This is a genomic window from Brevibacterium sp. Lmc1, assembly GCF_057654315.1.
In genome coordinates this window covers 3,745,668-3,766,983 of record NZ_CM172803.1, presented here as the reverse complement: position 1 = coordinate 3,766,983, position 21,316 = coordinate 3,745,668, and the positions used below count along the sequence as shown (strand labels likewise).

The 21,316-nt window shown below is 64.8% G+C and carries 15 protein-coding genes; 8 read left to right on the top strand and 7 right to left on the bottom strand.

Annotation, left to right across the window (positions count from 1 at the left end; all coding sequences use genetic code 11):
* Nucleotides 1–46 precede the first annotated feature (46 nt).
* The 5 genes from AC239G_RS16915 to AC239G_RS16895 form a co-directional block, all read right to left on the bottom strand.
* A complete protein-coding gene (locus tag AC239G_RS16915; RefSeq protein WP_487489356.1) occupies nt 47–1,501 on the bottom strand; it encodes a rhamnulokinase in 1,455 nt (484 codons plus the stop codon).
* Between the two features lie 29 nt (nt 1,502–1,530).
* Nucleotides 1,531–3,567 carry a bifunctional aldolase/short-chain dehydrogenase gene (locus AC239G_RS16910; RefSeq protein WP_139469114.1) on the bottom strand — a complete coding sequence of 679 codons (2,037 nt, stop codon included), beginning with the start codon at nt 3,565–3,567 and terminating at the stop codon, nt 1,531–1,533.
* A gap of 103 nt (nt 3,568–3,670) precedes the next feature.
* The gene (gene rhaI, locus AC239G_RS16905) at nt 3,671–4,840 is read right to left on the bottom strand and encodes an L-rhamnose isomerase (protein WP_487489355.1); all 1,170 of its coding nucleotides are present in this window, start codon (nt 4,838–4,840) and stop codon (nt 3,671–3,673) included.
* Nucleotides 4,841–4,926: 86 nt separating this feature from the next.
* Nucleotides 4,927–5,280 carry an L-rhamnose mutarotase gene (locus tag AC239G_RS16900; protein WP_482400852.1) on the bottom strand — a complete coding sequence of 118 codons (354 nt, stop codon included), beginning with the start codon at nt 5,278–5,280 and terminating at the stop codon, nt 4,927–4,929.
* Nucleotide 5,281: 1 nt separating this feature from the next.
* Nucleotides 5,282–6,643, bottom strand: coding sequence for an MFS transporter (locus AC239G_RS16895; protein WP_180345636.1), 1,362 nt, complete (start codon nt 6,641–6,643; stop codon nt 5,282–5,284).
* Between the two features lie 286 nt (nt 6,644–6,929).
* Between AC239G_RS16895 and AC239G_RS16890 the strand changes: the two genes are divergently transcribed.
* Entirely contained in the window at nt 6,930–7,937 is a 1,008-nt protein-coding gene (locus tag AC239G_RS16890) for a LacI family DNA-binding transcriptional regulator (RefSeq protein WP_139469117.1), read from the top strand.
* A gap of 3 nt (nt 7,938–7,940) precedes the next feature.
* Here the strand turns inward: AC239G_RS16890 and AC239G_RS16885 are convergent, their stop codons facing one another.
* A complete protein-coding gene (locus AC239G_RS16885; protein ID WP_487489354.1) occupies nt 7,941–8,942 on the bottom strand; it encodes an asparaginase in 1,002 nt (333 codons plus the stop codon).
* 53 nt (nt 8,943–8,995) lie between these two features.
* Here AC239G_RS16885 and AC239G_RS16880 point away from each other — a divergent pair, with 53 nt between their 5' ends.
* The 7 genes from AC239G_RS16880 (at nt 8,996) to poxB (ending at nt 19,924) form a co-directional block, all read left to right on the top strand.
* On the top strand, nt 8,996–9,430 hold the full coding sequence (locus tag AC239G_RS16880) for an MmcQ/YjbR family DNA-binding protein (RefSeq protein ID WP_139469119.1): 435 nt from the start codon (nt 8,996–8,998) through the stop codon (nt 9,428–9,430).
* Nucleotides 9,431–9,485: 55 nt separating this feature from the next.
* A complete protein-coding gene (locus AC239G_RS16875) occupies nt 9,486–10,949 on the top strand; it encodes a DUF3375 domain-containing protein (protein WP_487489353.1) in 1,464 nt (487 codons plus the stop codon).
* Nucleotides 10,946–11,755, top strand: a complete 810-nt coding sequence (locus AC239G_RS16870; protein ID WP_487489352.1) for a DUF4194 domain-containing protein — start codon at nt 10,946–10,948, stop codon at nt 11,753–11,755. The genes AC239G_RS16875 and AC239G_RS16870 overlap by 4 nt, the downstream gene beginning before the upstream one ends.
* Nucleotides 11,752–15,330 (top strand): ATP-binding protein, encoded by a 3,579-nt coding sequence (locus AC239G_RS16865; protein ID WP_487489351.1) that lies wholly within the window; start codon nt 11,752–11,754, stop codon nt 15,328–15,330. Before AC239G_RS16870 ends, AC239G_RS16865 begins: the two co-directional genes overlap by 4 nt.
* Entirely contained in the window at nt 15,327–16,688 is a 1,362-nt protein-coding gene (locus tag AC239G_RS16860) for a Wadjet anti-phage system protein JetD domain-containing protein (RefSeq protein ID WP_487489350.1), read from the top strand. The genes AC239G_RS16865 and AC239G_RS16860 overlap by 4 nt, the downstream gene beginning before the upstream one ends.
* Entirely contained in the window at nt 16,678–17,841 is a 1,164-nt protein-coding gene (locus AC239G_RS16855) for an MFS transporter (RefSeq protein WP_487489349.1), read from the top strand. The genes AC239G_RS16860 and AC239G_RS16855 overlap by 11 nt, the downstream gene beginning before the upstream one ends.
* A 367-nt stretch (nt 17,842–18,208) precedes the next feature.
* Entirely contained in the window at nt 18,209–19,924 is a 1,716-nt protein-coding gene (gene poxB / locus AC239G_RS16850; protein WP_487489348.1) for a ubiquinone-dependent pyruvate dehydrogenase, read from the top strand.
* Between the two features lie 119 nt (nt 19,925–20,043).
* Here poxB and AC239G_RS16845 read toward each other — a convergent pair whose 3' ends face one another.
* Nucleotides 20,044–21,303 (bottom strand): IS30 family transposase, encoded by a 1,260-nt coding sequence (locus AC239G_RS16845; protein WP_139470450.1) that lies wholly within the window; start codon nt 21,301–21,303, stop codon nt 20,044–20,046.
* Nucleotides 21,304–21,316: the final 13 nt, after the last annotated feature.

Here is a 21,316-nt window from a genome sequence, read left to right as displayed (position 1 = left end):
TCTGGCCGACGCCGCCTCTTTCTTGCCTTGCGGATCGCAACGCTGTTCAGCCAGGCAGGTATTCGGTGACGGAGAACGAGTTCCTCACGACCTGACGCAGCTCGTCCAAGCTGCTGGTCGGATCGACCTGACCGACCGCTCGCGCTTGGATGAGCAGATTGCCGATCGCCGTCGCCTCGACGGGACCGGCGAGCACTCTGCGGCCGGAGCGGTTCGCGGTGAGCTGGCAGAGCAGAGTGTTCTGCGAACCGCCGCCGACGATGTGGATCGTCTCCACACTCCGTCCCGTCAGCTTCTCGGCCTTTGCAATGGTCTGAGCATAAGCGGCAGCAAGCGATTCGAGGATGGATCTGACCACCTCGGCGCGGGTGTGGGGAGGGTCGATGCCGTGCTCACAGCACCAGTCGCGGATGCGGGTGGGCATGTCCCCGGGTGGGGTGAAACGTCCATCGGACGGGTCGAACACAGCCACAGGCGTCGTGATTGCGGCCGCCTCGGCGAGCAGGCTCTCAAGGTCCGAGCTGCGCTGAGCATCGGTGGCGTCGTGTTCCCACTGGCGCATTGATTCGCTGAGCAGCCACAGACCGGACACGTTCTTGAGGAACCGGATCGTTCCGTCGACTCCGCCTTCGTTCGTGAAGTTCGCTCGGCGCGCCTCCTCGGTCACGACCGGTTCGTCGATCTCGAGACCGACCAGGGACCAGGTTCCGCTGGAGATATAAGCAGAGTTCTGCCCCTCCATCGGCACGGCCACCACCGCCGAGGCGGTGTCATGGCTGCCCACGGCCGTGACCTGGATCGGTTCGACCGCACCGAGACGTTCAGCCACCGGTGCTCTGAGTTCACCGATGCTCTCACCGGGAGAGACGAGAGCGGGCAGAAGATCGGCCGGCAGTCCGAGCCGTTCCATGAGGTCGGCGTCCCAGTCTCCGTTGCGGACCGACAGAAGCCCGGTCGTCGAGGCGTTCGTGCGTTCGGTGCGCATCTGCCCGGTCAGCCAGAATCCGATGAGATCGGGAACGAGCAGTGCCGCGTCGGCGAGGTTGAGGAACCCGGATTCGGCTTCGACCGCGAACTGGAACACGGTGTTGAAGTCGAGGTGCTGGAGGCCGTTGTGGGTGAAGAGCTCATCAGGGGCGACGAGTTCGTGGACGATTTCGACACCGCGCAGATTCCGTCCGTCCCGGTAATGGTGCGGAATCCCGAGCAGTTCTCCGCCGCGGAGCAGCCCATAGTCGACGGCCCACGAATCGATGCCGATGCTCACGAGTCCCGGACTTCTGAGGATGGCTTCCCGGAGGCCCGTACTCAGTTCGGCAAACAGCGACTGGATGTTCCAGTGCATGCTCTCGCCCAAGAACTGCGGCACATTCGCAAACCGTGCCACGGGTTTCATCCGCAGCACACCGTCGGCGACCCCGCCGAAGATGACACGTCCGCTCGTGGCGCCGAGATCGACCGCGGCGAGAGTGAGGCCGACAGCGGAATCAGTGGTGTCCATTTGCGTGTGTTTCTCCGTTCGCACGTGGCTCAGCGCAGGAAGGCCGCGGCGACACCGGCGTCGACGGGTACGTGCAGGCCGGTCGTATGCGAGAAGTCGGAAGTGCACAGCGCGTAGACGGCGTTGGCCACATTCTCCGGAACGACCTCGCGGCCGAGAATGGTCCGCTGAGCATAGAACTTGCCCAGGTCCTTCTCCTCCACCCCATAGGTCTTCGCGCGCTGCGCACCCCAACCGCCGGCGAAGATTCCTGAACCGCGCACAACGCCGTCGGGGTTGATGCCGTTGACACGGATTCCGTGTTCGCCGAGTTCAGCCGCGAGCAGACGCACCTGATGAGCTTGATCGGCTTTTGTCGCCGAGTAGGCGATATTGTTCGGTCCAGCGAAGACGGAGTTCTTCGAGGAGATGTAGACGATGTCACCGCCGAGCCCTTGGTCGACGAGGATCCGGGCGGCGTTCTTCGACACGAGGAACGACCCCTTGGCCATCACGTTGTGCTGGAGGTCCCAATCGGCTTCGGTCGTGTCGAACAGCGACTTCGACAGGGACAGCCCGGCATTGTTGACGATGAGATCGAGACCGCCGAAGGCGAGGACTGCCTCATTCAAGGCCGCCTGCACTCCGGCCTCATCGGAGACATCGGCTGCGACGCCGATGGCGACATCGGTCGACCCGAGTTCGGTCGCAACCTCCTGCGCTTTGGTCCGGTCGAGATCGGCGATGACGACGCAGGCCCCCTCGGCGACGAGGCGAGTGGCGATCGCCTTGCCGATCCCCGAAGCGGCGCCAGTGACGAACGCGATGCGACCGGCCAGCGGCTTAGGTGCAGGCCTCCGCTGCAGCTTGGCTTCCTCGAGAGCCCAGTATTCGATGCGGAACTTCTCCGCCTCGCTGATGGGAGCGTAGGTCGACAGCGCTTCGGCTCCGCGCATGACGTTGATGGCATTGACGTAGAACTCGCCGGCCACCCGCGCTGTCTGCTTGTCCGCACCATAGGAGAACATGCCCACCCCCGGAACGAGGATGATCGCCGGATCCGCCCCGCGCATCGCAGGTGAATCGGCATCGGCGTGGCGGTCGTAATAGGCCGCATAATCGGCTCGGTAGGCCTCGTGCAGTGCCGGGAGTGCGGCGATGGTCTCTTCCACCGAGGTGGCCGCCGGCAGATCGATGACCAGCGGCTTCACCTTGGTGCGGAGGAAATGGTCCGGGCAGCTCGTGCCGAGTTCGGCCAGAGCGTTGAGCTTCTCCCCGGCGAGGAATTCGAGCACCGCCGGTTCATCGGTGAAGTGCCCGACCATCGTCCTGTCCGCAGAGGCGAGACCACGCAGGTGCGGAGCCAGGGCCGCGGCCTTGGCCTGACGCTCATCGGCAGGCAGAGCGGCGAAGTCCGTGCGCTCTGCGCCGAAAGGTTCGGGGCGGCCGTGTTCGGCGATATAAGCGGCCGCGGTGTCGATGATCCACCGTGAGTTGGCTTCGGATTCCGCCGAGGTGGCTCCCCAGGCCGTGATCCCGTGACCACCGAGGATGGTGCCGATGGCCTGCGGGTTCTCCGCCTTGATCGCGGCGATATCGAGGCCGAGTTGGAAACCGGGACGGCGCCACGGCACCCAGACGACCTTGTCGCCGAAGATCCTTGTGGCCAGTTCCTCACCGTCTGCCGCAGTGGCGATGGCGATGCCCGAATCCGGGTGGAGATGGTCGACGTGGGCGGCGTCGACGAGCCCGTGCATGGCGGTGTCGATCGAGGGTGCGGCACCGCCCTTGCCGTGCAGGGTGTAGTCGAAGGCCGCGACCATCTCGTCTTCGCGGTCGACACCGGGATAGGTGTTCTCCATCGCTCGCAGCCGGTCGAGGCGGAGGACCGCGAGACCTTCGGGAGTCAGCGTTCCGAGGTCTCCGCCGGAGCCTTTGACCCACATGAGTTCGACGTCTTCGCCGGTCACCGGGTCGATGTCGGTGCCTTTGGCGGAGGTGTTGCCACCGGCAAAGTTCGTATTGCGACGATCGGCGCCGAGCGAGTTCGAGCGGGTGATGAGTTCGTTGACGGTCGGATGGGTCATGGTTCTCCTCGAAAAGGATGGTGCGGGTGTCGAAGTGCGTGATGCAGCGAGGTGGGTCGAGACAGTGGGTGCCGCGATGTCGGGACGCCCACTGTCGCCGAGCTCAGGCGCCCCAGCCGGCTTGGGTGCCGCCGACGCGGTCGGCTGCGATCTGCTCCTGGTAGCCGGATTCGCGGAAGGCGCGGATGGGGTCGGCCGGCAGTCCGCGGGAGACGCGCCAATCAGCGAGGTCGCTGCGAACATCGGTGTAGAACGCATCCATGAAGATGGCGTTGGCGGTGATGACATCGCCGGCCCGCTGAGCCTCGGTGAGCGCCTCTGTGTCGATGAGGAGGGCTCGGGCGGTCATTTCCTGGACATTGAGCACCGATCGGATCTGTCCTTCGATCTTGTTCTCCACGTTGTGGCACTGGTCGAGCATGAACGCGATATCGGGACTGTTGAGGCCGCCTCCGCGAATCACTTCGTGGATGATTCGGAAGAGCTGGAACGGGTCGGCGGCACCGACCATGAGGTCGTCATCGGCGTAGAAGCGGGAATTGAAGTCGAACGAGCCGAGCTTGCCCAGGCGCAGCAGCTGCATGACGATGAATTCGATGTTCGTGCCCGGAGCGTGGTGGCCGGTGTCGAGGCAGACCAGCGCCTTGTCGCCCAGGGCTGCGACCTGGGTGTAGCTAGTGCCCCAGTCGGGGACGTCCGTGTGGTAGAACGAGGGCTCGAAGAACTTGTATTCAAGCACCATCCTCTGTTCCTCGCCGAGGCGGTCGTAGATCTGGGAAAGTGACTCGTGGAGTCGATCTTGCCGACCCCGCATGTCCGCTTGGCCAGGGTAGTTCGAACCTTCGGCCAACCAGATCTTGAGGTCCCGTGATCCAGTGCGATCCATGACGTCGATGCATTCGAGATGAGCGTCGATGGCCTTGGCGCGGATAGCCTCGTCCTCGTGGGTGAGGGCACCGAATTTATAGTCGTCGTCCTGGAATGTGTTCGAGTTGACCGTGCCCAAACGGACTCCGAGTCCGGCAGCGTGGGCAGCCAGCTCATCGAAATCGCAGAGGTCCCACGGAATGTGCAGGGCCACCTGTGGAGCGAGTCCGGTGAGTTCGTGGACCTTTGCAGCATCGGCGATCTTCTCGAACGGGTCCCGCGGAGTGCCCGGGGTGCCGAAGACCTTGAAGCGGGTGCCGGAGTTGCCGAACGCCCAGGAGGGCAGTTCGATCTCCTGCGCGGCGAGCTTATCGGTGATGTCGGAGAAGGTGGGGCGAGTGCTCATGAGAGTTGGTATTCCTTAATGTTGCGGTGGTGCTGGGTGCATTGTGGGACTGAAGAATCAGCGAGTCGCTGGATCCGATGCAGTGGTCACTCGGGGTGAACTTCGGCCCGGGCCGCAGCGAGTTGGTCCTCGAGGTGGAAGATCTCGCGGATTCGTTCCGGTCCTGCGTCGAACGACCCGCCGGCAGCGAAGTACGGAGACATCGACTGCTGCCAAGCAGCGTTGATCTCCGTCAGCTCCATCCCCTTCTGCGCGGCCTCGTAGTCGTCCGTTTCGAGATAGCCGATGACCATGCCGGTCGGATCCGCGAACAGGGAGTAGTTGCGCCAACCGGTGGATTCGAGAGCCTCGAGCATGTCCGGCCATACGGCCCGGTGTGCCGCGACGTACTCATCGAGGCGGGCAGGATCGACCTGCATGCGGAAACACACCCGCTCCATCTCAGCGTTCCCTGACTGCGGTGGAATCGGTCGAACCGGATGTTGCGGTTCCGTCGGTGTGGATATTGCCCGCGGCCACCTCGGTGGCGTGATCGGCATCGAGGAGTCGGCCGTAGCGTTCGATCTCGATCTCTTCTAGGGTCTTGTTCTGGGTGTTCGGGGCCCAGATCATGCCGATGAGCAGGGCGGCGACGAGGAGTCCGACGATGAGGAATCCGACGCCGTGGATGCCGGTCTTCTCGAGCATGAGAGGGAACCACAGGGACAGGACGCCGACCATGACGCGCACGATCATGAACATGAAGCCCTGTGCTGAGGCACGGTAGCGGGTGGCGAAGAGCTCGGCCGCCCACAGCCCGTAGAAGGCCTGAGCGCCCAGTCCGGACGAGATGCCCCAGCCGATGGCGAAGACGAGGAGGGAGAACCAACCGGCCGGTCCCCAGATGAGCACGGCCCAGGCGATGGCGCCGAGTCCGGCGCCGAAGCCGTAGAGCCAGCGGCGGGAGACCTTGTCGCCGTAGCGCATGAAGCCGAAGAAGGTTGCGGCGCTGGTCAGACCCCAGACGAGGACCTGCAGCAGGTATTGGGAGCGGGCGTCGGTGAGTCCGGTGGCCTCGTAGATGCGGGGCTGGAAGATTCCGGCCTGACCGGCCACCGTGTTCCACAGGCCGTAGACGCCGATGAGGAAGAGGAGTGCTGTGATGTTCTTCTTCTTGGTGAACATCTCGAAGATTCCGCGGTAGGTGCCCACGGTGTTCGGGTTGGCCTGCTTCTTCGTCCAGCGACGCGATTCGCTCAGTCCGCGGCGGACCCACCAGGTGATGAAGGCGATGACGAAGAGGTGGGCGAAGATGATGCGGGAGCCGAGCAGACCCATCGGTTCGAGCAGGGCGGCAAGGAGGAAGCCGATCATCGGCCCGATCGACCAGGCCAGCTGGGCCACACCGACATGGCCGGCCCTACGGCCGTCGGGGGCTTCCTCGGCGATATAGGTCCATGCGGCGGTGACACCGGCACCGACGGCGATGCCTGTGAGGACGAAGCCGATGAGCAGCGAGGCGAAGTTGAACGCGAAGATCGCGAACAGCGTGCCGAACATGTACAGGAGCAGGTCGTAGGTGTAGATGAACTTCCGGCCGTAGCGGTCACAGAGCGGACCGCCGATGGCTGCACCGATCGCAGCACCGAAGGCGTTGGCACTCAGTGCACTGAGCAGGCCGACGGCCATGCTGTCGAGGCCGAATTCCGTCTGCCACAGGCTGATGCTCGTGGCGATCGCGATGATCGAACCGGCTTCGATGTAGTTCGACATAGCCACGGCGACCGTGGCCTTCCATTTGGACGACGTCGTTGTGTCCTTCATAGGTTCCTCCAGGATGGCTCGGTGATCGCGACTTCGCGAATCCGCCGGGTGAGATGAAGTGATTGAAACGTTTCAATATTGTTGCTCGGAACACTAGCATGTCGTTCGGGTCACATCAAGACGGCCGTTGGCGGTTGTGGAAGCTGGGGTGGGAGCGGCGGCCGGAATTACGGTGCGTCAGGCACAATGAGACATGCCTGCCCGCGAAATTGCGGAGTGCCGCGGAGCGGATAACGGACGGCACAGCGCAGGTGACGTAAGTACAACGGATGACAGAGGGAGACTCATGGCGAAAGTGAGCATGCGCGAAGTCGCCGACCGCGCAGGAGTCTCGGTCGGCACGGTCTCCCATGTCGTCAACGGTTCGTCGAAGGTCGCCGAGGCGACGGCGGCGAAGGTCAACGCCGCGATCGAGGAGCTTGGTTTCGTTCGCAATGCCGCGGCCAGGCAGCTGCGATCTGGGCACAGCAGCAGTTTGGGCCTCGTCGTCCTCGACACCGCGAACCCGTTCTTCGCGTCTGTTGCGCACGGGGCCAGACAAGCCTGCGACGAGGCAGGACTGTCACTGCTCATCGGAGACTCGGGGACCGATGAGGCCCGGGAATCGAAATATGTCGACCTCTTCGCCGAACAGAGAGTGAACGGTCTGCTCGTCACCCCGACTGGCTCAGACCTGTCCGGGCTCGAATCGATTGCGTCCAGAGGCACGCCCGTCATGCTCGTCGACCGTGACTCGAACGGCTACGCCCTGTCGTCAGTGACCGTGGACAATATCGCCGGAGGGCGGTTGGCACTCGACCACATCATCGCCGGTGGCTGCACGAGACCAGCGTTCATCGGCGGACAGCAGTCGCTGCCACAGGTCGCCGACCGTTTGACCGGAGCGCGAGAACGAGCCGGTCAAGCAGGACTCGAGTTGCCGGTCTTCGACACCGCCGAACTCACCATCCTCGCCGGACGGGACGCGGGGGAGAAGGTCGTCGCGCTGACCGACGATCAGCGGCCCGACGCGGTCTTCTGCGCCAACGATCTGTTGGCGGTCGGATTCATGCAGGCAGTCATCATGTTCAGCGATCTGCGGATCCCCGAGGACATCGCGATCGTCGGCTACGACGATATCGACTATGCGTTCTCAACGATCGTGCCCTTGACTTCCGTGCGGCAGCCGGCGGAACTGCTCGGACGCACGGCGGTGGAGGCGCTCCTGCAGGAGAACGCATTGGCCTCGGATGAACATCACGACCGCCAGTTCACCCCGGAACTCGTGGTGCGGGGGTCGACCAGGCCGGTGTGACGCTCAGTTGAATTGACCAAACACCTCGGCGGGGTCAAGGCCGAAGCTCAGCGCCAGGTTGAGCACGATGCGGGCCTTGCGGGCATCGAGGATGCCAGCGGGCACGAGTCCCGCTTCGAGTAGGCCGATCTCGCCGCCCGGATAGCCGTAGGTACGGTGCAGGCTCGCACCCGAACCGGTACGTGAGGCCAGCACCACGGGCATCCTCTCGGCCAGTCGGGCCACGGCGGGCATCAGATCCTCGGGGACGTGACCGCCGCCGACTCCGGAGATCACGGCTCCGGCGAACCCGGACCCGTCGATGAGATCAAGGGTCTCTTCCGGTTCGCCCATCCCCACCTCGGCGAGGGCGACCTTGCTCAGTTGAGACGGACGGGGAAGTCCGGCGAACGGTGATTTCGGAGGCTGGGGTGCGTGCGGGAGATGGAGATCGTCTTCGCTCAGCCATCCGATCGCGCCGAGGATGGGCCCGGAGGAGAACGCGGCCGTCGAGGTCGTGTGCGACTTCGTTGCGAACCTCGGATCGTGGACCTCGTCATTGAACACAAGGGACGCAGGCAGGTTTCTGACCTGGTCGGACAGGGCAGTGAGCGCGGCGGCCCGGACATTTGCCGGCCCGTCGGCTCCGGGCAGGGTCGGATTGCGCATGGCCCCGGTGACAGCGATGTGAGTGCTCGAGTCATTGAGCAGCCAGAGCCCGAACGCGGACTCTTCAAGAGTGTCGGTGCCTTGGGTGAGGACGATTCCATCGGCCGCGGATGAGCGGGCGAGTTCGACGACGTCGAAGAGCATCTCGAGGGTGACATTCGCGCTCGAAACCTGAGCAACCTGAGTGAAATCAGCCTGCAGATCCGGCCAGACCTGATCGAGACCCGCGGCCGCAGCGATCTCTGCCCCACTGAGTGCTGGAGCAACCCCACCTGCGGCATTGGCGGTCGACGCGATGGTCCCGCCGAGAGCGACCAAGAGCAGGTGAGGGGCGGTGTGGAGTGAGGTCTCAGGCATGATTCGAGTCTAACGTCAGTTCCTACGTCAGTGGCCTTTGCTAGTCTCCACGCATGGACCCCGCCACCGTGCTCCGCTTGGCCAACGACCAAGCCATGCAGTACCCCTCGGTCGAGCTCGACCACCCGTTCGGGCCGGACAATGCCGTGTACAAAGTGCGCGGAAAGATGTTCATGATGGCATACGAGCTGCGGGGAGTTCCGAGTCTCAACCTCAAGATCGATCCCCTCGACGGTGAGGTGCTGCGCGACGCCTATGCGGAGATCTCACCCGGCTATCACATGAACAAGAAGCACTGGATCACCGTGGCCGGGGAGGGAAGCGATGACGGCGGCGAACCCGGCGCCGCAACTGCCGGCGATCGTCTCGATCCCGATCTTCTCCACGACCTCGTGCTCGAGTCCTATTGTCTTGTCGTGGCCAAGATGCCCAAGAAGGACCGACCTGTTGACCCTGACACCTTCGGAGGGAGGAGAGACAGCCGTTGACCTCACCCGACTCGCGAATTGGCGCGCACCCGCCTAGGCGCAGAGAATAGTTCCTATGTCCGCCCTGTCATCCGCGCTCGCCTACCGGCGACTGCTCGAATCGAATGCCACCCTGCGCATGCTCCGGGCCGACAACCTCGCTGTCATGGCCGGAACCCTCGACGCTCATCTCGGCAAGCCCGGCACCAGGATGAACACCGAGGATCTGCACGAAGGCATCGATGCCGACCTCGAGGAGCTGCGCGACCACTTCGACCTCTCGCTGCGGACAGCGAAGGCCTACTGCGATGACTGGCGTCGCGCCGAAATCCTCGTCCGCCGTCCCGCCACCGCCGCCAGAGGCGAAACCTACGAGCTCTCCGCCGCCGGCTTCGATGCCATCCGCATGCTCGAGCAGCTGCGCACCCCACCACAGACCGCCACCGAATCCCGGCTGGTCAGCCTCGCCCAATCCGTGCGACAGCTGGCCATCGACACCGACCCGGACAGCTCTCGCCGCCTCGCCTCCTTGAGCGCCGAACGCGACCGCATCGACGCCGAGATCGCCCGGGTCCGCCGCGGCGATCCGCGCTCCGTCGTCCTCGACAGGCGGCGAGCCAACGAACGCGTCTCCGACATCCTCCAGCAGGCGCAGGGACTGCCCGCCGACTTCGCCCGCGTGCGCGCCCGCTTCGAAGAACTCAATCAGGAACTGCGGGTCTCGATCCTCGCCGCCGAGGACTCCCAGTCCCAAGTACTCGACGAAGTGTTCCGCGGCGTCGACCTCATCGAGTCCTCTGACGAAGGTCGGACGTTCTCGGCGTTCTCCGCCCTCGTCCGCGACCCCGAACAGTCCGCGGCCTTCGACGACGACATCGCCGCCATCCTCGACCGGGACTTCTCCGCCACCCTCTCTCTGGCCACCCGCCGTTCCCTGCGCACCCTGATGCGCCAGATGAAGGACGGGTCTCACGAGGTTTCGGACATCCTCACCGAGTTCGCCCGTGGCCTGCGCCGCTACGTCCACTCCCACGAATTCCAACGCGACCGCGTCATGCGCACTCTCCTCCAGGAGGGTCTCGCCGCGGCCGCGCCCGTGTCGCAGGAGCTCAAACCCTACGACGAGATCGGCATCGACCTCGAACTCTCCAGCGTCTCACTCGGCAGCGTCGGCGAGGTCATCCTCCACGACCCCGAGGAGTTCGACGCCGGAGCGGAACTCGGCGAGGCCACGGACTCCGAGATCGACTTCGCCGAACTCATCGCAGTCGCCCGCGAATCCGAAATCGACTTCGCCGAACTCACCGAGAACATCAACTCCGTCGTCACTTCCGCCCACGAAGCCTCCGTCGCGGAGGTGCTCGAAACCTTCCCCGCCACACAGGGACTGGCCAGCGTCGTCGGCCTGTTGTCCCTGGCCAGCACCTATGGCCACGTCGATGTCGGCAACCGCGAAATCCTCACCTGGGCCGGTATCGACGGCATCGTCCGCACCGCCGCGATCCGCCGCCACTACTTCACCGAAGGCATCACCCTATGAGCCCCACCCACCACGACAACGACACAGCCCCCGCCGAGGTGGGGGTCGCCTCGGCGATGGAATCCGCCGACTCCGCGGACGACCTCAGCCACAACCCCAGCGGTCTGTGGTCCGGTGACACCGGAACGCTGGGAGAGCGCACTCGCCGAGTGCTGCTCGAACTGCTCAAAGGCCCGTATGTGTCCGGGACGCAGGCCCCGCAGTTGTGGGCAGCCCTCGTCGCGGACGAGGGCCTCGTCCGTTCGCGCCTGCACGATCTGTTCCTCGACCTCGTCATCGACCGGGTCGACGAATTCGCATTCACCCGCAAGATCGTCACCGACGAGATCGACGCGCCCGCCGCGGTGCGCAGCGAACGACTCACCTTCCTCGACACCGCTATGCTGCTGGTGCTCCGGCAGCTGCTGTTGGCCGCGCCGGGGGAGAAGCGCGTCATCGTCGATCGCGAAGAGGTCTATGAACGACTCGCGATCTACCGCACAGGGGACGAATCGACCTTCCAGCGCAATCTCAACGGCGCGTGGTCGCGGATGAGCAACCGACTGCGTGTGCTCCACAAAGCCGGTGAAGACCGCTTCGAGATCTCTCCCATGGTGAAGTTCCTCATCGACGAGGATCGCGTGCGCGAGCTCATCGCCGTCTACGAACGCATCGCCGCTGGTGAGACCGATACCGGTGAGATCTATGACGGCAAGTCTGATGACGGCGGGGACTCCATCGCCGAGGCGGTCGTCGACAATACCGTCACCGACGCATCCGATGCCGATAGCGACATCGACGCCGACACCGAGGAGGACGACGCGTGACCGAGGCACTCTTCCCGCTCGATGCCGCGTTCGTCGCCGACCAGGCGCGTGCTCGCGGAGCGAACCGGCCCGACGTCGGCAGTCAGTGGCGCCTGAGCGAGATCCAGATCGCGAACTGGGGCACCTTCGACGCCGACATCCACCGCATCCCCGTCTCCCACAAGGGCCACCTCATCACCGGGCCCTCGGGCTCGGGCAAGTCCTCCCTCCTCGACGGAATCGCCGCAGTCCTCACCCCGGACAAGTGGCTGCGCTTCAACGTCGCCGCTCAGACCGCGGGCGCTCGCCTCGACCAGCGCAGCCTCGTCAGCTACGTCCGCGGGGCCTGGACTCGCACCGCGGATTCCGAAGAGGACCGGGTGGTCAGCAAGTATCTGCGTCCGCGCGCCACCTGGAGCGGAATCATCCTCCGCTACGACAACGGCAGCGACAAGCCCCTGTCGTTGGCCCGACTCTTCTTCATCAAGGGTTCGGGCACGAAAACGACGGACCTCTCCGACGCTTGTGTCCTCGAGCGCGCGGACCTCGACCTCTCCGACCTGCAGCACTATGCGCGCTCCGGACTCGAGACCCGCAAACTCAAGGCCGACCATCCTGATGCGGTGGTCACCTCGAACGGCCACCACGGGAGGTTCTATGCACGGATGCGCAAAACCTTCGGCATGGCCGACGAGTCCGCACTCCAGCTGCTGCATAAAACACAGTCGGCGAAGAGCCTGGACAGCCTCGACCGGCTCTTCCGAGACCATATGCTCGAAAGTCCGGTGACCTTCGACCTCGCCGAGACTGCCGTCGCACAGTTCGGTGACCTCAAGGACGCTCATGACCATGTCGTCGAACTGCGCAAACAGCGCGATCATCTGCTGCAGCTGCGCGAAGCCGCCTCCCGTTTCGAGACTGCCAACGACATCGCCGCGAAGTCGATCGCGCTCAGCGAAGCTCTGCTGCCGTACCAAAAGCGGCGCGAGCTCGATATCCTCCGCGCCGACCTTTCGGCGCTGACCAGGCAGATCGTCGAACTCGAAGTCACCGCCGACCGCGCCAAACGTGACTTCGACGCCGCAGTCGACGAATACGACTTGGCCCGACGGGCCACTTTGGAACTCGGTGGTTCCGAGGCCGAACACCTTCAGCAGCGCATCGACACCGCCGAAACCGAACGCCGCGCCATCGCCGAACGTTGGTCTGGGCTGGCTCGCCAGCTTGAGCAGGCCGGCATCGAGCATGCCCCGACCACGGCCGCCGAGTTCGCCGAACTGCAGGCCCAGATCGCCTCCAGCCTCGACGACGACACGCAGGTCGCCGGACCCAGCCATGCCGATCACGACCGGTTCTCTCAGGCGCGGGCGAAGGTCCGCGAACTCGAAGGGGAGATCGAATCCCTTCGGCGGTCCGGATCGACCGTGCCGAACAACCTCATGACGATCAGGTCCGAGCTCGCCGCCGGCACCGGACTGAGCGAGAAGGCGCTGCCGTTCGCGGCCGAACTCATCGAAGTCGACCCCGACGAGGCCCGGTGGACGGGTGCCATCGAGAGGGTGTTGCGGCCCATGGCTCTGACCGTCCTCGTCCGTTCTGAGAACCTCTCAGCCGTGCGCACCTGGGTGGATTCCCACCGCATCCGCGGACGCCTCGTCTTCGAGGAGATCCCGCGCTCAGTGCCGAGCCCCCGCCCCGTGGGCAGTGAGAAGTCGCTGGTCAACAAGGTGAATGTCAGCGACACCGGCTTCGGCGACTGGGTCCGGACCACCTTGTCCGAACGCTTCGACTTCGCCTGTGTCGACCACCCGGACGAACTCGACGACCATCCGCGCGCCGTCACCGTCAAGGGCCAGGTCAAGACCTCACGCACCCGGTACGAGAAGGACGACCGGCGGGCCATCGACGATCGCAGCCAATGGGTCCTCGGCGACCGCGAAGCGAAACTCGAAGCCCTCGTCGAATCCCTCAAGGAGGCTCAGTCGGAACTGGCCGCGGCCGAACAGGTGGTCGCGGCTGCTGACGCCGAAACCGCACAGGCCCACCGTCGCCGCGGCATCCTCGCCGGTATTCGCGAACAGTCCTGGCGCGACGTCGACCGAGACGGAGCGGCCGAGAAGGTCGCGACTCTCGAGCGGCAGCTGGCCGAACTCGAAGATACCGACGGCGACCTGCAGCAGGCGATCAGCGCCGAACGCGAAGCCAAGGCGGTCAAGGACGCGGCCGAGACAGCGAAGAACGAAGCCGACTATGCCCTTCGCCGGGCGAACGAGGAATCGACGGGTCTGCGCTCGAACCTGACCCGGATCGAGGACGACGTCAACTCAGGTCGGGTGGCGGAAGTCGAGGGCCACCTCGGCGAACAATTGGACGAACGGTTCCGGAAGATCCAACGCAGCATCAAGCGGGAGAACCTCGCCGAGGTGGGCCAGCAGGTCTCGCAGGTGTTGCAGGAGGAGAAGGACCGGGCGCAAGCCGATGCAAGTCGGTCGGGGCAGTCCGTGACACGGTTGGCTGCCGAGTTCAAGGCCGCATGGCCATCGGTATCGTCCCAGCTCACGGCGGAAGTCGATGATCGGCGCGCCTACCTGTCGATGCTCGATGAGATCCTCGCGCACGGCTTGCCCGATCATGAGAACCGTTTCCGGGATCTGCTGCAGCAGCGGTCCCGGGATCTCATCGGCGAACTCCTCAACGAGATCCATGCCGCCCCGCGTGAGATCGAGGATCGGGTCGCGCCGATCAATTCGTCCCTTCTGCGGTCGCAGTTCGACGAGGACCGGTACCTGCGGCTGAAGGTCAAGACCCGGCGGTCCGAGACCGTCAACGCCTTCATCGCCGATCTCCGCCTCGTGGCGAGCGGCAGCTGGGGTGAGGACGATATGGAGACTGCGGAGAGGAAGTACGACACCCTCGCCGAGGTGATGCGCCGATTCTCATCCAGCGAGCACGTCGACAAGGTCTGGAAGACTCAGTGCCTGGACACACGCCTGCACGTGAGCTTCCTCGCCGAGGAGATCGACGACCATGGTCGTGCACATGCCACCTACGATTCGGGTGCGGCGATGTCCGGTGGTCAGCAGCAGAAGCTCGTGATCTTCTGCCTGGCGGCAGCGCTGCGCTATCAGCTCGCCGACCCGGATGAGGCGATCTCGAAGTACGGCACGATCATCCTCGACGAGGCCTTCGACAAAGCGGATACGCGGTATACGCGTATGGCCTTGGACATCTTCATCGAGTTCGGCTTCCACATGGTGCTGGCGACTCCGCAGAAGCTGCTGCAGACGATCGAACCCTATGTGGGAGCGGCGACCTCGATCGAGAATCCGAGTCGGCAGAAGACCCTGACCTCGACGATGGTGTGGGACGAGACGGAGCTGGACGGGGCTGGAGCTGAGTCGGTCTCGGAGTCAGTATCGGAGTCGGAGTCAGTCGCTGGCGCTGGCGAAGAATCGAGCGGCGCCGGAGCGGCCACGGAAGCTGAGGGATCGGACGGTGCCGGTGGGGCAGATGGGTCTGAGAAGGCGGCCGGCTCCGACAGCATCCGTGTGGCCGGTGAAGTCGAGCTTGAGTTCGAGGAGTCGGACGCCCGATGACGATGCTCTCCGTCGCCGAGGCTCGGACGAAGGCACGTGCTCGCCTGAGTTCGTCCATGGCCTCGTGGGCGGCGGAGGCAACAGGTGAGGTGCGTGTTGAGATCGCCCTCAAACCACCGACGGAGAAGCAGGTGCTCTCCGATCAGGCTGCTGCCGCCGACTGGGCCGGCAGTTGGCGGGCGGTCCGGGAGCTTGCGGGGGCGACAGCCGCGGGCGCACCTGCAGAGCTCGAGGTCGATTGGGAAGAACGCAGCTGGGTCCGCGTCGGCAGTCAACGCGTTCCGGTCCGACTGCGACTGATGACCCCTGATGCAGTGGCCGCTTTCGTCGGCGGCGACACCGCTCGAGACTGGCGGAGACTGCAAGACCGTGCCGTCAGCATCCGGCAGCGACTCGGGTCCGAATCGAACAACATCGCGGCGACTCGCGACGCGGACGCGGAGGTCAGCTCGGACGGGGACTCCCTTGCCGCAGCGATACGTTCCCAGTCGAAACGGATCCTCTCCTTGTCCGACGCTGCGTTCGTTACTGTCATCGATGTCGTCGACTGGCTGTGCACCCATCCGCTCGGATCGCTGCGACCCAGACAGTTGCCCATCCGCGGGGTGGACTCGAAATGGTTCGAGACCTACCGCAGCCTCGTCACCGCCCTGCTGGGAGGGATCGGCCACGCCGATGTGGTGACCGTCCTCGACGCCGAACCGCGACTGCGGCTGCGTATCCTCGACGGGACCCTGACCGCCGCTGCGGATTCCGCAGCCACTGGCGACCGTGCTTCGAACAGCGCTCCAGCCGTGTACCTCGACGATGTGACCGCTCCGATCTCCCAATTCGGTCGACTGCCCATATCGCCGAGGCTGGTCTTCGTCTTCGAGAACCTCGAATCCGTGCTCGCCATGCCGGATTGGCCGGGTGCCGTGGCCGTACACGGCTCCGGCTATGCCGTCGACGGGGTCGCTCGATTGGACTGGATCGCCGGTGCGCGCGTGATCTATTGGGGCGACCTCGACTCCCATGGTTTCGCGATCCTCAACCGCCTGCGCAGCCACCTGCCGGAGGTCGAATCCGTGCTCATGGACGAAGCAACTCTGCTCGCGCACCAGGATCTCTGGGTACCGGAACCGAAGCCGAGCATCGGCACTTTCGCGCATCTCACCGGCACCGAAGCACGTGCCCTCGAACGGATCCGCGCCGAAGGAGGCGTCCGGCTCGAACAGGAACGCATCCCGTGGGAGACGGCTCTGAACCGGCTGCGGACCGCGGCCGAGGGGGAGACCTCGGGTCACCTCGGCGAAGGAACAGGTCGTGGCGTGGGAACGGAGCACCGCCTCGGCGAGGGCCTCGATGATGACCGATAAACCCCGCGGGGGACTGGCCGCTCTCTGCGTCGCCGAACTCGTGTGCTGGGGTCTGCTCTACTACTCCCTGCCGGTGGCGGTCACCCCGATCTCTGACGATATGGGGTGGAGCCACACGACGGTGACGGCGGCGCTGACCGTCGGACTCATCGTCTCAGCGCTCATGGGACCCAGCGTCGGGCGCCTCCTCGACCGGCACGGTCCGCAGCTGATCATGGGTGCGGGTACGGCCATCGGAGTTGTCGCACTCGGACTCGTCGCGGTCGCGCCGAACCTCGTGGTGTTCTTTGCCGCCTGGATCCTCGCCGGGTTCGCGCAGGCAGCGACGCTCTACCCGCCGGCTTTCGCTGTCATCACCCGCTGGTACGGGGCGGAGCGGACGAAGCCCCTGACGACGATCACGCTCGTCGGCGGGCTCGCCTCGACGGTCTTCGCCCCGATCATCGCCTGGCTCATCGACAGCCTCGGTTGGCGGGGAACCTACTGTGTGCTCGCCGGATTGCTCGCCGTCCTCGCGCTGCCGATGCACCTGTTCTTCCTCAACCGCACCTGGACCGACGAGGCGGCCGCATCCACGGTGAAGCCGAGCCGGGCCGAGCTGCGCCAAGTCACTCGTCACCCGCGTTTCATCACCCTGCAGATCGCCGTCGCGATCGCGACGTTCACCCTCTTCGCGGTGACGATCAACATCATCCCGCTCATCATTGAACGCGGTGCCGAGTACAGTCTGGCGGCCATCGCCCTCGGCCTCGTCGGCTTCGGTCAGGTGGCCGGACGGTTTGGCTACCCGAGCCTGGAACGGCACTCGTCGACACGGGCGCGGACAGTCATCCTCTTCGCCTCGGGCGCGGTCGGACTGTGGTTGCTCGCCCTGGTTCCCAGCCCGATCTGGCTGCTCATCGGCATTGCCATGCTTGGCGGCGGCGTGCGCGGCTGCATGACATTGCTGCAGGCCACGGCGGTGTCCGACCGGTGGGGAACGAAGAATTTCGGGGCCGTCAACGGCGTCTTCGTCGCCCCGATCACCGCAGGCACGGCGCTCGCGCCGGTCGCCGGCCCCGCGTTGGCCGGGGTGCTCGGCGGGTACCCGATGATGGCGGTGGCCATGGCGGGGCTGCTCACCCTGGCGACCCTGCTGTCGGCGCGGACGTGAGCGCCGCCTCGGTGAGGGGCACACTCTCTGAGCAGAGAAACGTGTAAAAGAATCGGCGATTTTTTTACACGTTTCGGAGATATGGAAAGTTGCTTGACACATCTGCCGGGCTCTCCTGCGGGCCTCCCAACAGACACCTCGTCGGAGGATCCTGCACATGCGAACCCGTCCGTCAAGGCCGCCTCGGCGAGGTCGTTCCCAGACCGATACGCGAGATATTCCCGCATCCGAGGGTGAGGAATCGGACAGCCGCCCTGATGGACTTCGGGGCTAGACTGAAAGCGCGGTCAAGGCCCCAAGCGTGGGCCGCGCCCCCTGCCGGGGCTGTGAATGCACCCCGGTGCCATGGTTCAACGGAAGGAAGTCAATGCCCACCGTCGCCAGAAACATCGTCGATACCCTCGTCGCGAGCGGAGTCAAGCGCGTCTACGGCATCCCGGGAGATTCGCTCAACGGATTCACCGATGCCCTCCGCGTGAACCCGCAACTCGAATGGGTTCACGTCCGCCACGAGGAGGCCGCTTCCTTCGCCGCCAGCGGCGAGGCCGCCCTGACCGGTGAGCTCGCGGTCTGCGCCGGCAGCTGCGGACCCGGCAACCTCCACCTCATCAACGGGCTCTTCGACGCCCAGCGTTCGCGAGTTCCCGTGCTGGCCATCGCCGCACAGATCCCCAGCGATGAAATCGGCTCGAACTACTTCCAGGAGACCCACCCGACCGAGCTGTTCCGTGACTGCAGCGTCTACGTCGAGAACGTCTCCTCGGCTGAGCAGATGCCCCGCCTGCTGCGCATCGCCATGCGAGAAGCCATCGAGAAGCGCGGCGTGGCCGTCCTCGTCATCCCCGGTGACGTCGGCCTGGCCGACATCGATGCCGCCGCCGAGGTGGTCAAGGCCTACCCGTCGCACATGATCCCCGCGGATTCCCAGGTCGAAGCCGCGGCCAAGGCACTCAACAGGGGCAAGAAGACGACGATCCTCGCCGGCGCCGGCACCGAGGGCGCCCATGATGAGCTGCTCGCCATCGCCGAGAAGCTCCAGGCCCCGATCGTCCATACGATGCGCGGCAAGGAATTCGTCGAACCCGACAATCCCTACGACGTGGGTATGACCGGCCTGCTCGGATTCTCCTCCGGCTACGCCGCGCTCAAGGACTGCGACACCCTGCTCATGCTCGGCACCGACCTGCCCTACCAGCAGTTCTATCCCGAGGACGCCACTGTCATCCAAGTCGATGTGCGCGGATCCCAGATCGGCCGGCGCACGAAGGTCGACATTCCGCTCGTCGGAACGGTCGCCGACACCGTCGAGGCGCTGCTGCCGAAGATCAAGGCCAACCGCAGCAGCACGCATCTGAAGTCCCTGACCAAGCACTATCAGAAGACCCGCAAGGACCTTGACGAACTGGCCACACCGTCGAAGCGGACGATCCACCCGCAGTACCTGACGCGCCTCCTCGACGAGATGGCCGATGACGACGCCGTCTTCATCCCCGACGTCGGATCACCCGTGGTGTGGGCCGCCCGCTACCTGACGATGAACGGCAAACGCCGCCTCATCGGTTCCTTCAGCCACGGGTCGATGGCCAACGCCCTGTCCCAGAGCGTCGGCGTGCAGTCGGCGTTCGAGGACCGGCAGACCATCGCGCTCGCCGGTGACGGCGGACTGTCGATGCTGCTCGGTGAGCTCATCACGCTCACGCAGAACAAGCTGCCGGTCAAGACGGTCGTGTACAACAACTCGTCGCTCAACTTCGTCGAGCTCGAGATGAAGGCGGCCGGTTTCGTCACCTTCGGTACCGACCTCGACAATCCCGACTTCTCCACCATCGCCGAGGCGGTCGGGATCAAGGGATTCCGTGTCGAGAAGTCCAAGGACCTGCCGAAGGTCGTCAAGGAATTCCTCGCCTACCCGGGGCCCGCGGTCCTCGACGTCGTCACCGAACGCCAGGAGCTGTCGATGCCGCCGTCGATCACCGTCGAGCAGGCCAAGGGCTTCGCTCTCTACGCGATCCGCACGGTGCTCTCGGGCAAGGGCGACGAACTCATCGACCTCGCCCGGACGAACATCCGCCAACTCTTCTGAGTTGAGTCAGGTCGCGGGCCTGCGCCGCCGGCGCAACCTGCCGCACAGCACGATAAGTGTGCGCAGATTGCCACTTGGGACAGGTGGGCTCAGTGTTCTAGTGCAACAGTGGGCTGGTCTCAGGCTACCTGCTCATGCAACAGATCAGCCAGGACCTCGGCCGGGGTCGCGAACCCGAGGACCTTCCGCGGCCTGCGGTTGAGCTGATCCTGCATCGCCTGGATCTCCTCGTCAGTAACCGACTCATCGAAGACCGTGCCCTTCGGGTAGTAGTCCCGAACGAGACCGTTGGAGTTCTCATTCGTCGGTCGTTGCCAGGGTGAGTGCGGGTCGCAGAAGTACACCTGGCAATCGGTGGCGACAGTGATCCGCAGATGCTCAGCCATCTCCTGACCCTGGTCCCACGTGAGAGTCGAGAACAACGCTTCCGGCAGGGAAGCGATCATGTCCTGGACTAGTCCGGTGACGGTGACCGATTCGCGGTTGTTCGGCAGTTTCCGGATCAAGGAGAACCGGGACCGGCGTTCGAAGACGGTCACCAGGCCACCGGCGTGGGAATCGACGACGAGATCACCCTCCCAGTGGCCAGGAACAGTGCGGTCGGCAGCTTGTGAGGGACGGTCGGTCAACAAGGCACCATCGAGCCAGGGACGGTTGGACCGACGCGGCAGCTTCGACTGTGGCTTCCTTCCCGTCTGTCCCGATCGGAGGGCTTTGACCACGGCCAGCTCGTGACGCAGGGATCCGCGTCCTTGGACGTAGAGAGCTTGGTAGACCGTTTCGTGGCTCACGTGCAGGTCCTTCCGGTCAGGGTAGTCACGCCGAAGCCTACCGGCGACCTGTTCGGGCGAGCACTTGTCGTTGAGCCCGTTGATCACGTGAGCCCGCAGCCACGGATCCTCGAGACGTGTGCGACGGTGTTTCTTGCGTGCCTGTCGGGCATAGGTGCGGCCGTGGGCGCCGGCGGCACTGTAGACCGGGTGTGGGCTGATTCTGTCGTATTGGATGAGTCGGTTGCGGCGGATCTCTCGGGACACGGTTGACGGAGCAACACCGAGTTGAGTCGCGATGGTTCTCATCGACAATGGCGGATCTGATTGCAGGCCAGCCTGGATCGTCATTCGGTCGGCGATCGTCAGGTGGCGGTAGGCAGGTGGTCGTGGTGGTGCCGGGGCAGCAACGATGGTGGTCGGCATGGACAGTATTCTGCCGGTCCTGCCTTTGGGCAGGCCGAGTCGCCGCGCCCACCGGGTGACGGTGTTGAGGTTGATGCCGAGGTGGTCAGCGATCGCTGATCGTGGTCTGCCTTCGAGGAGGAGCCAGAAGAGTTCGTCGAGGACGTGGAAGGGCAGCCGTGGACGTCTGTAGTGCGTGGTCATGGGGGTGTTCCTT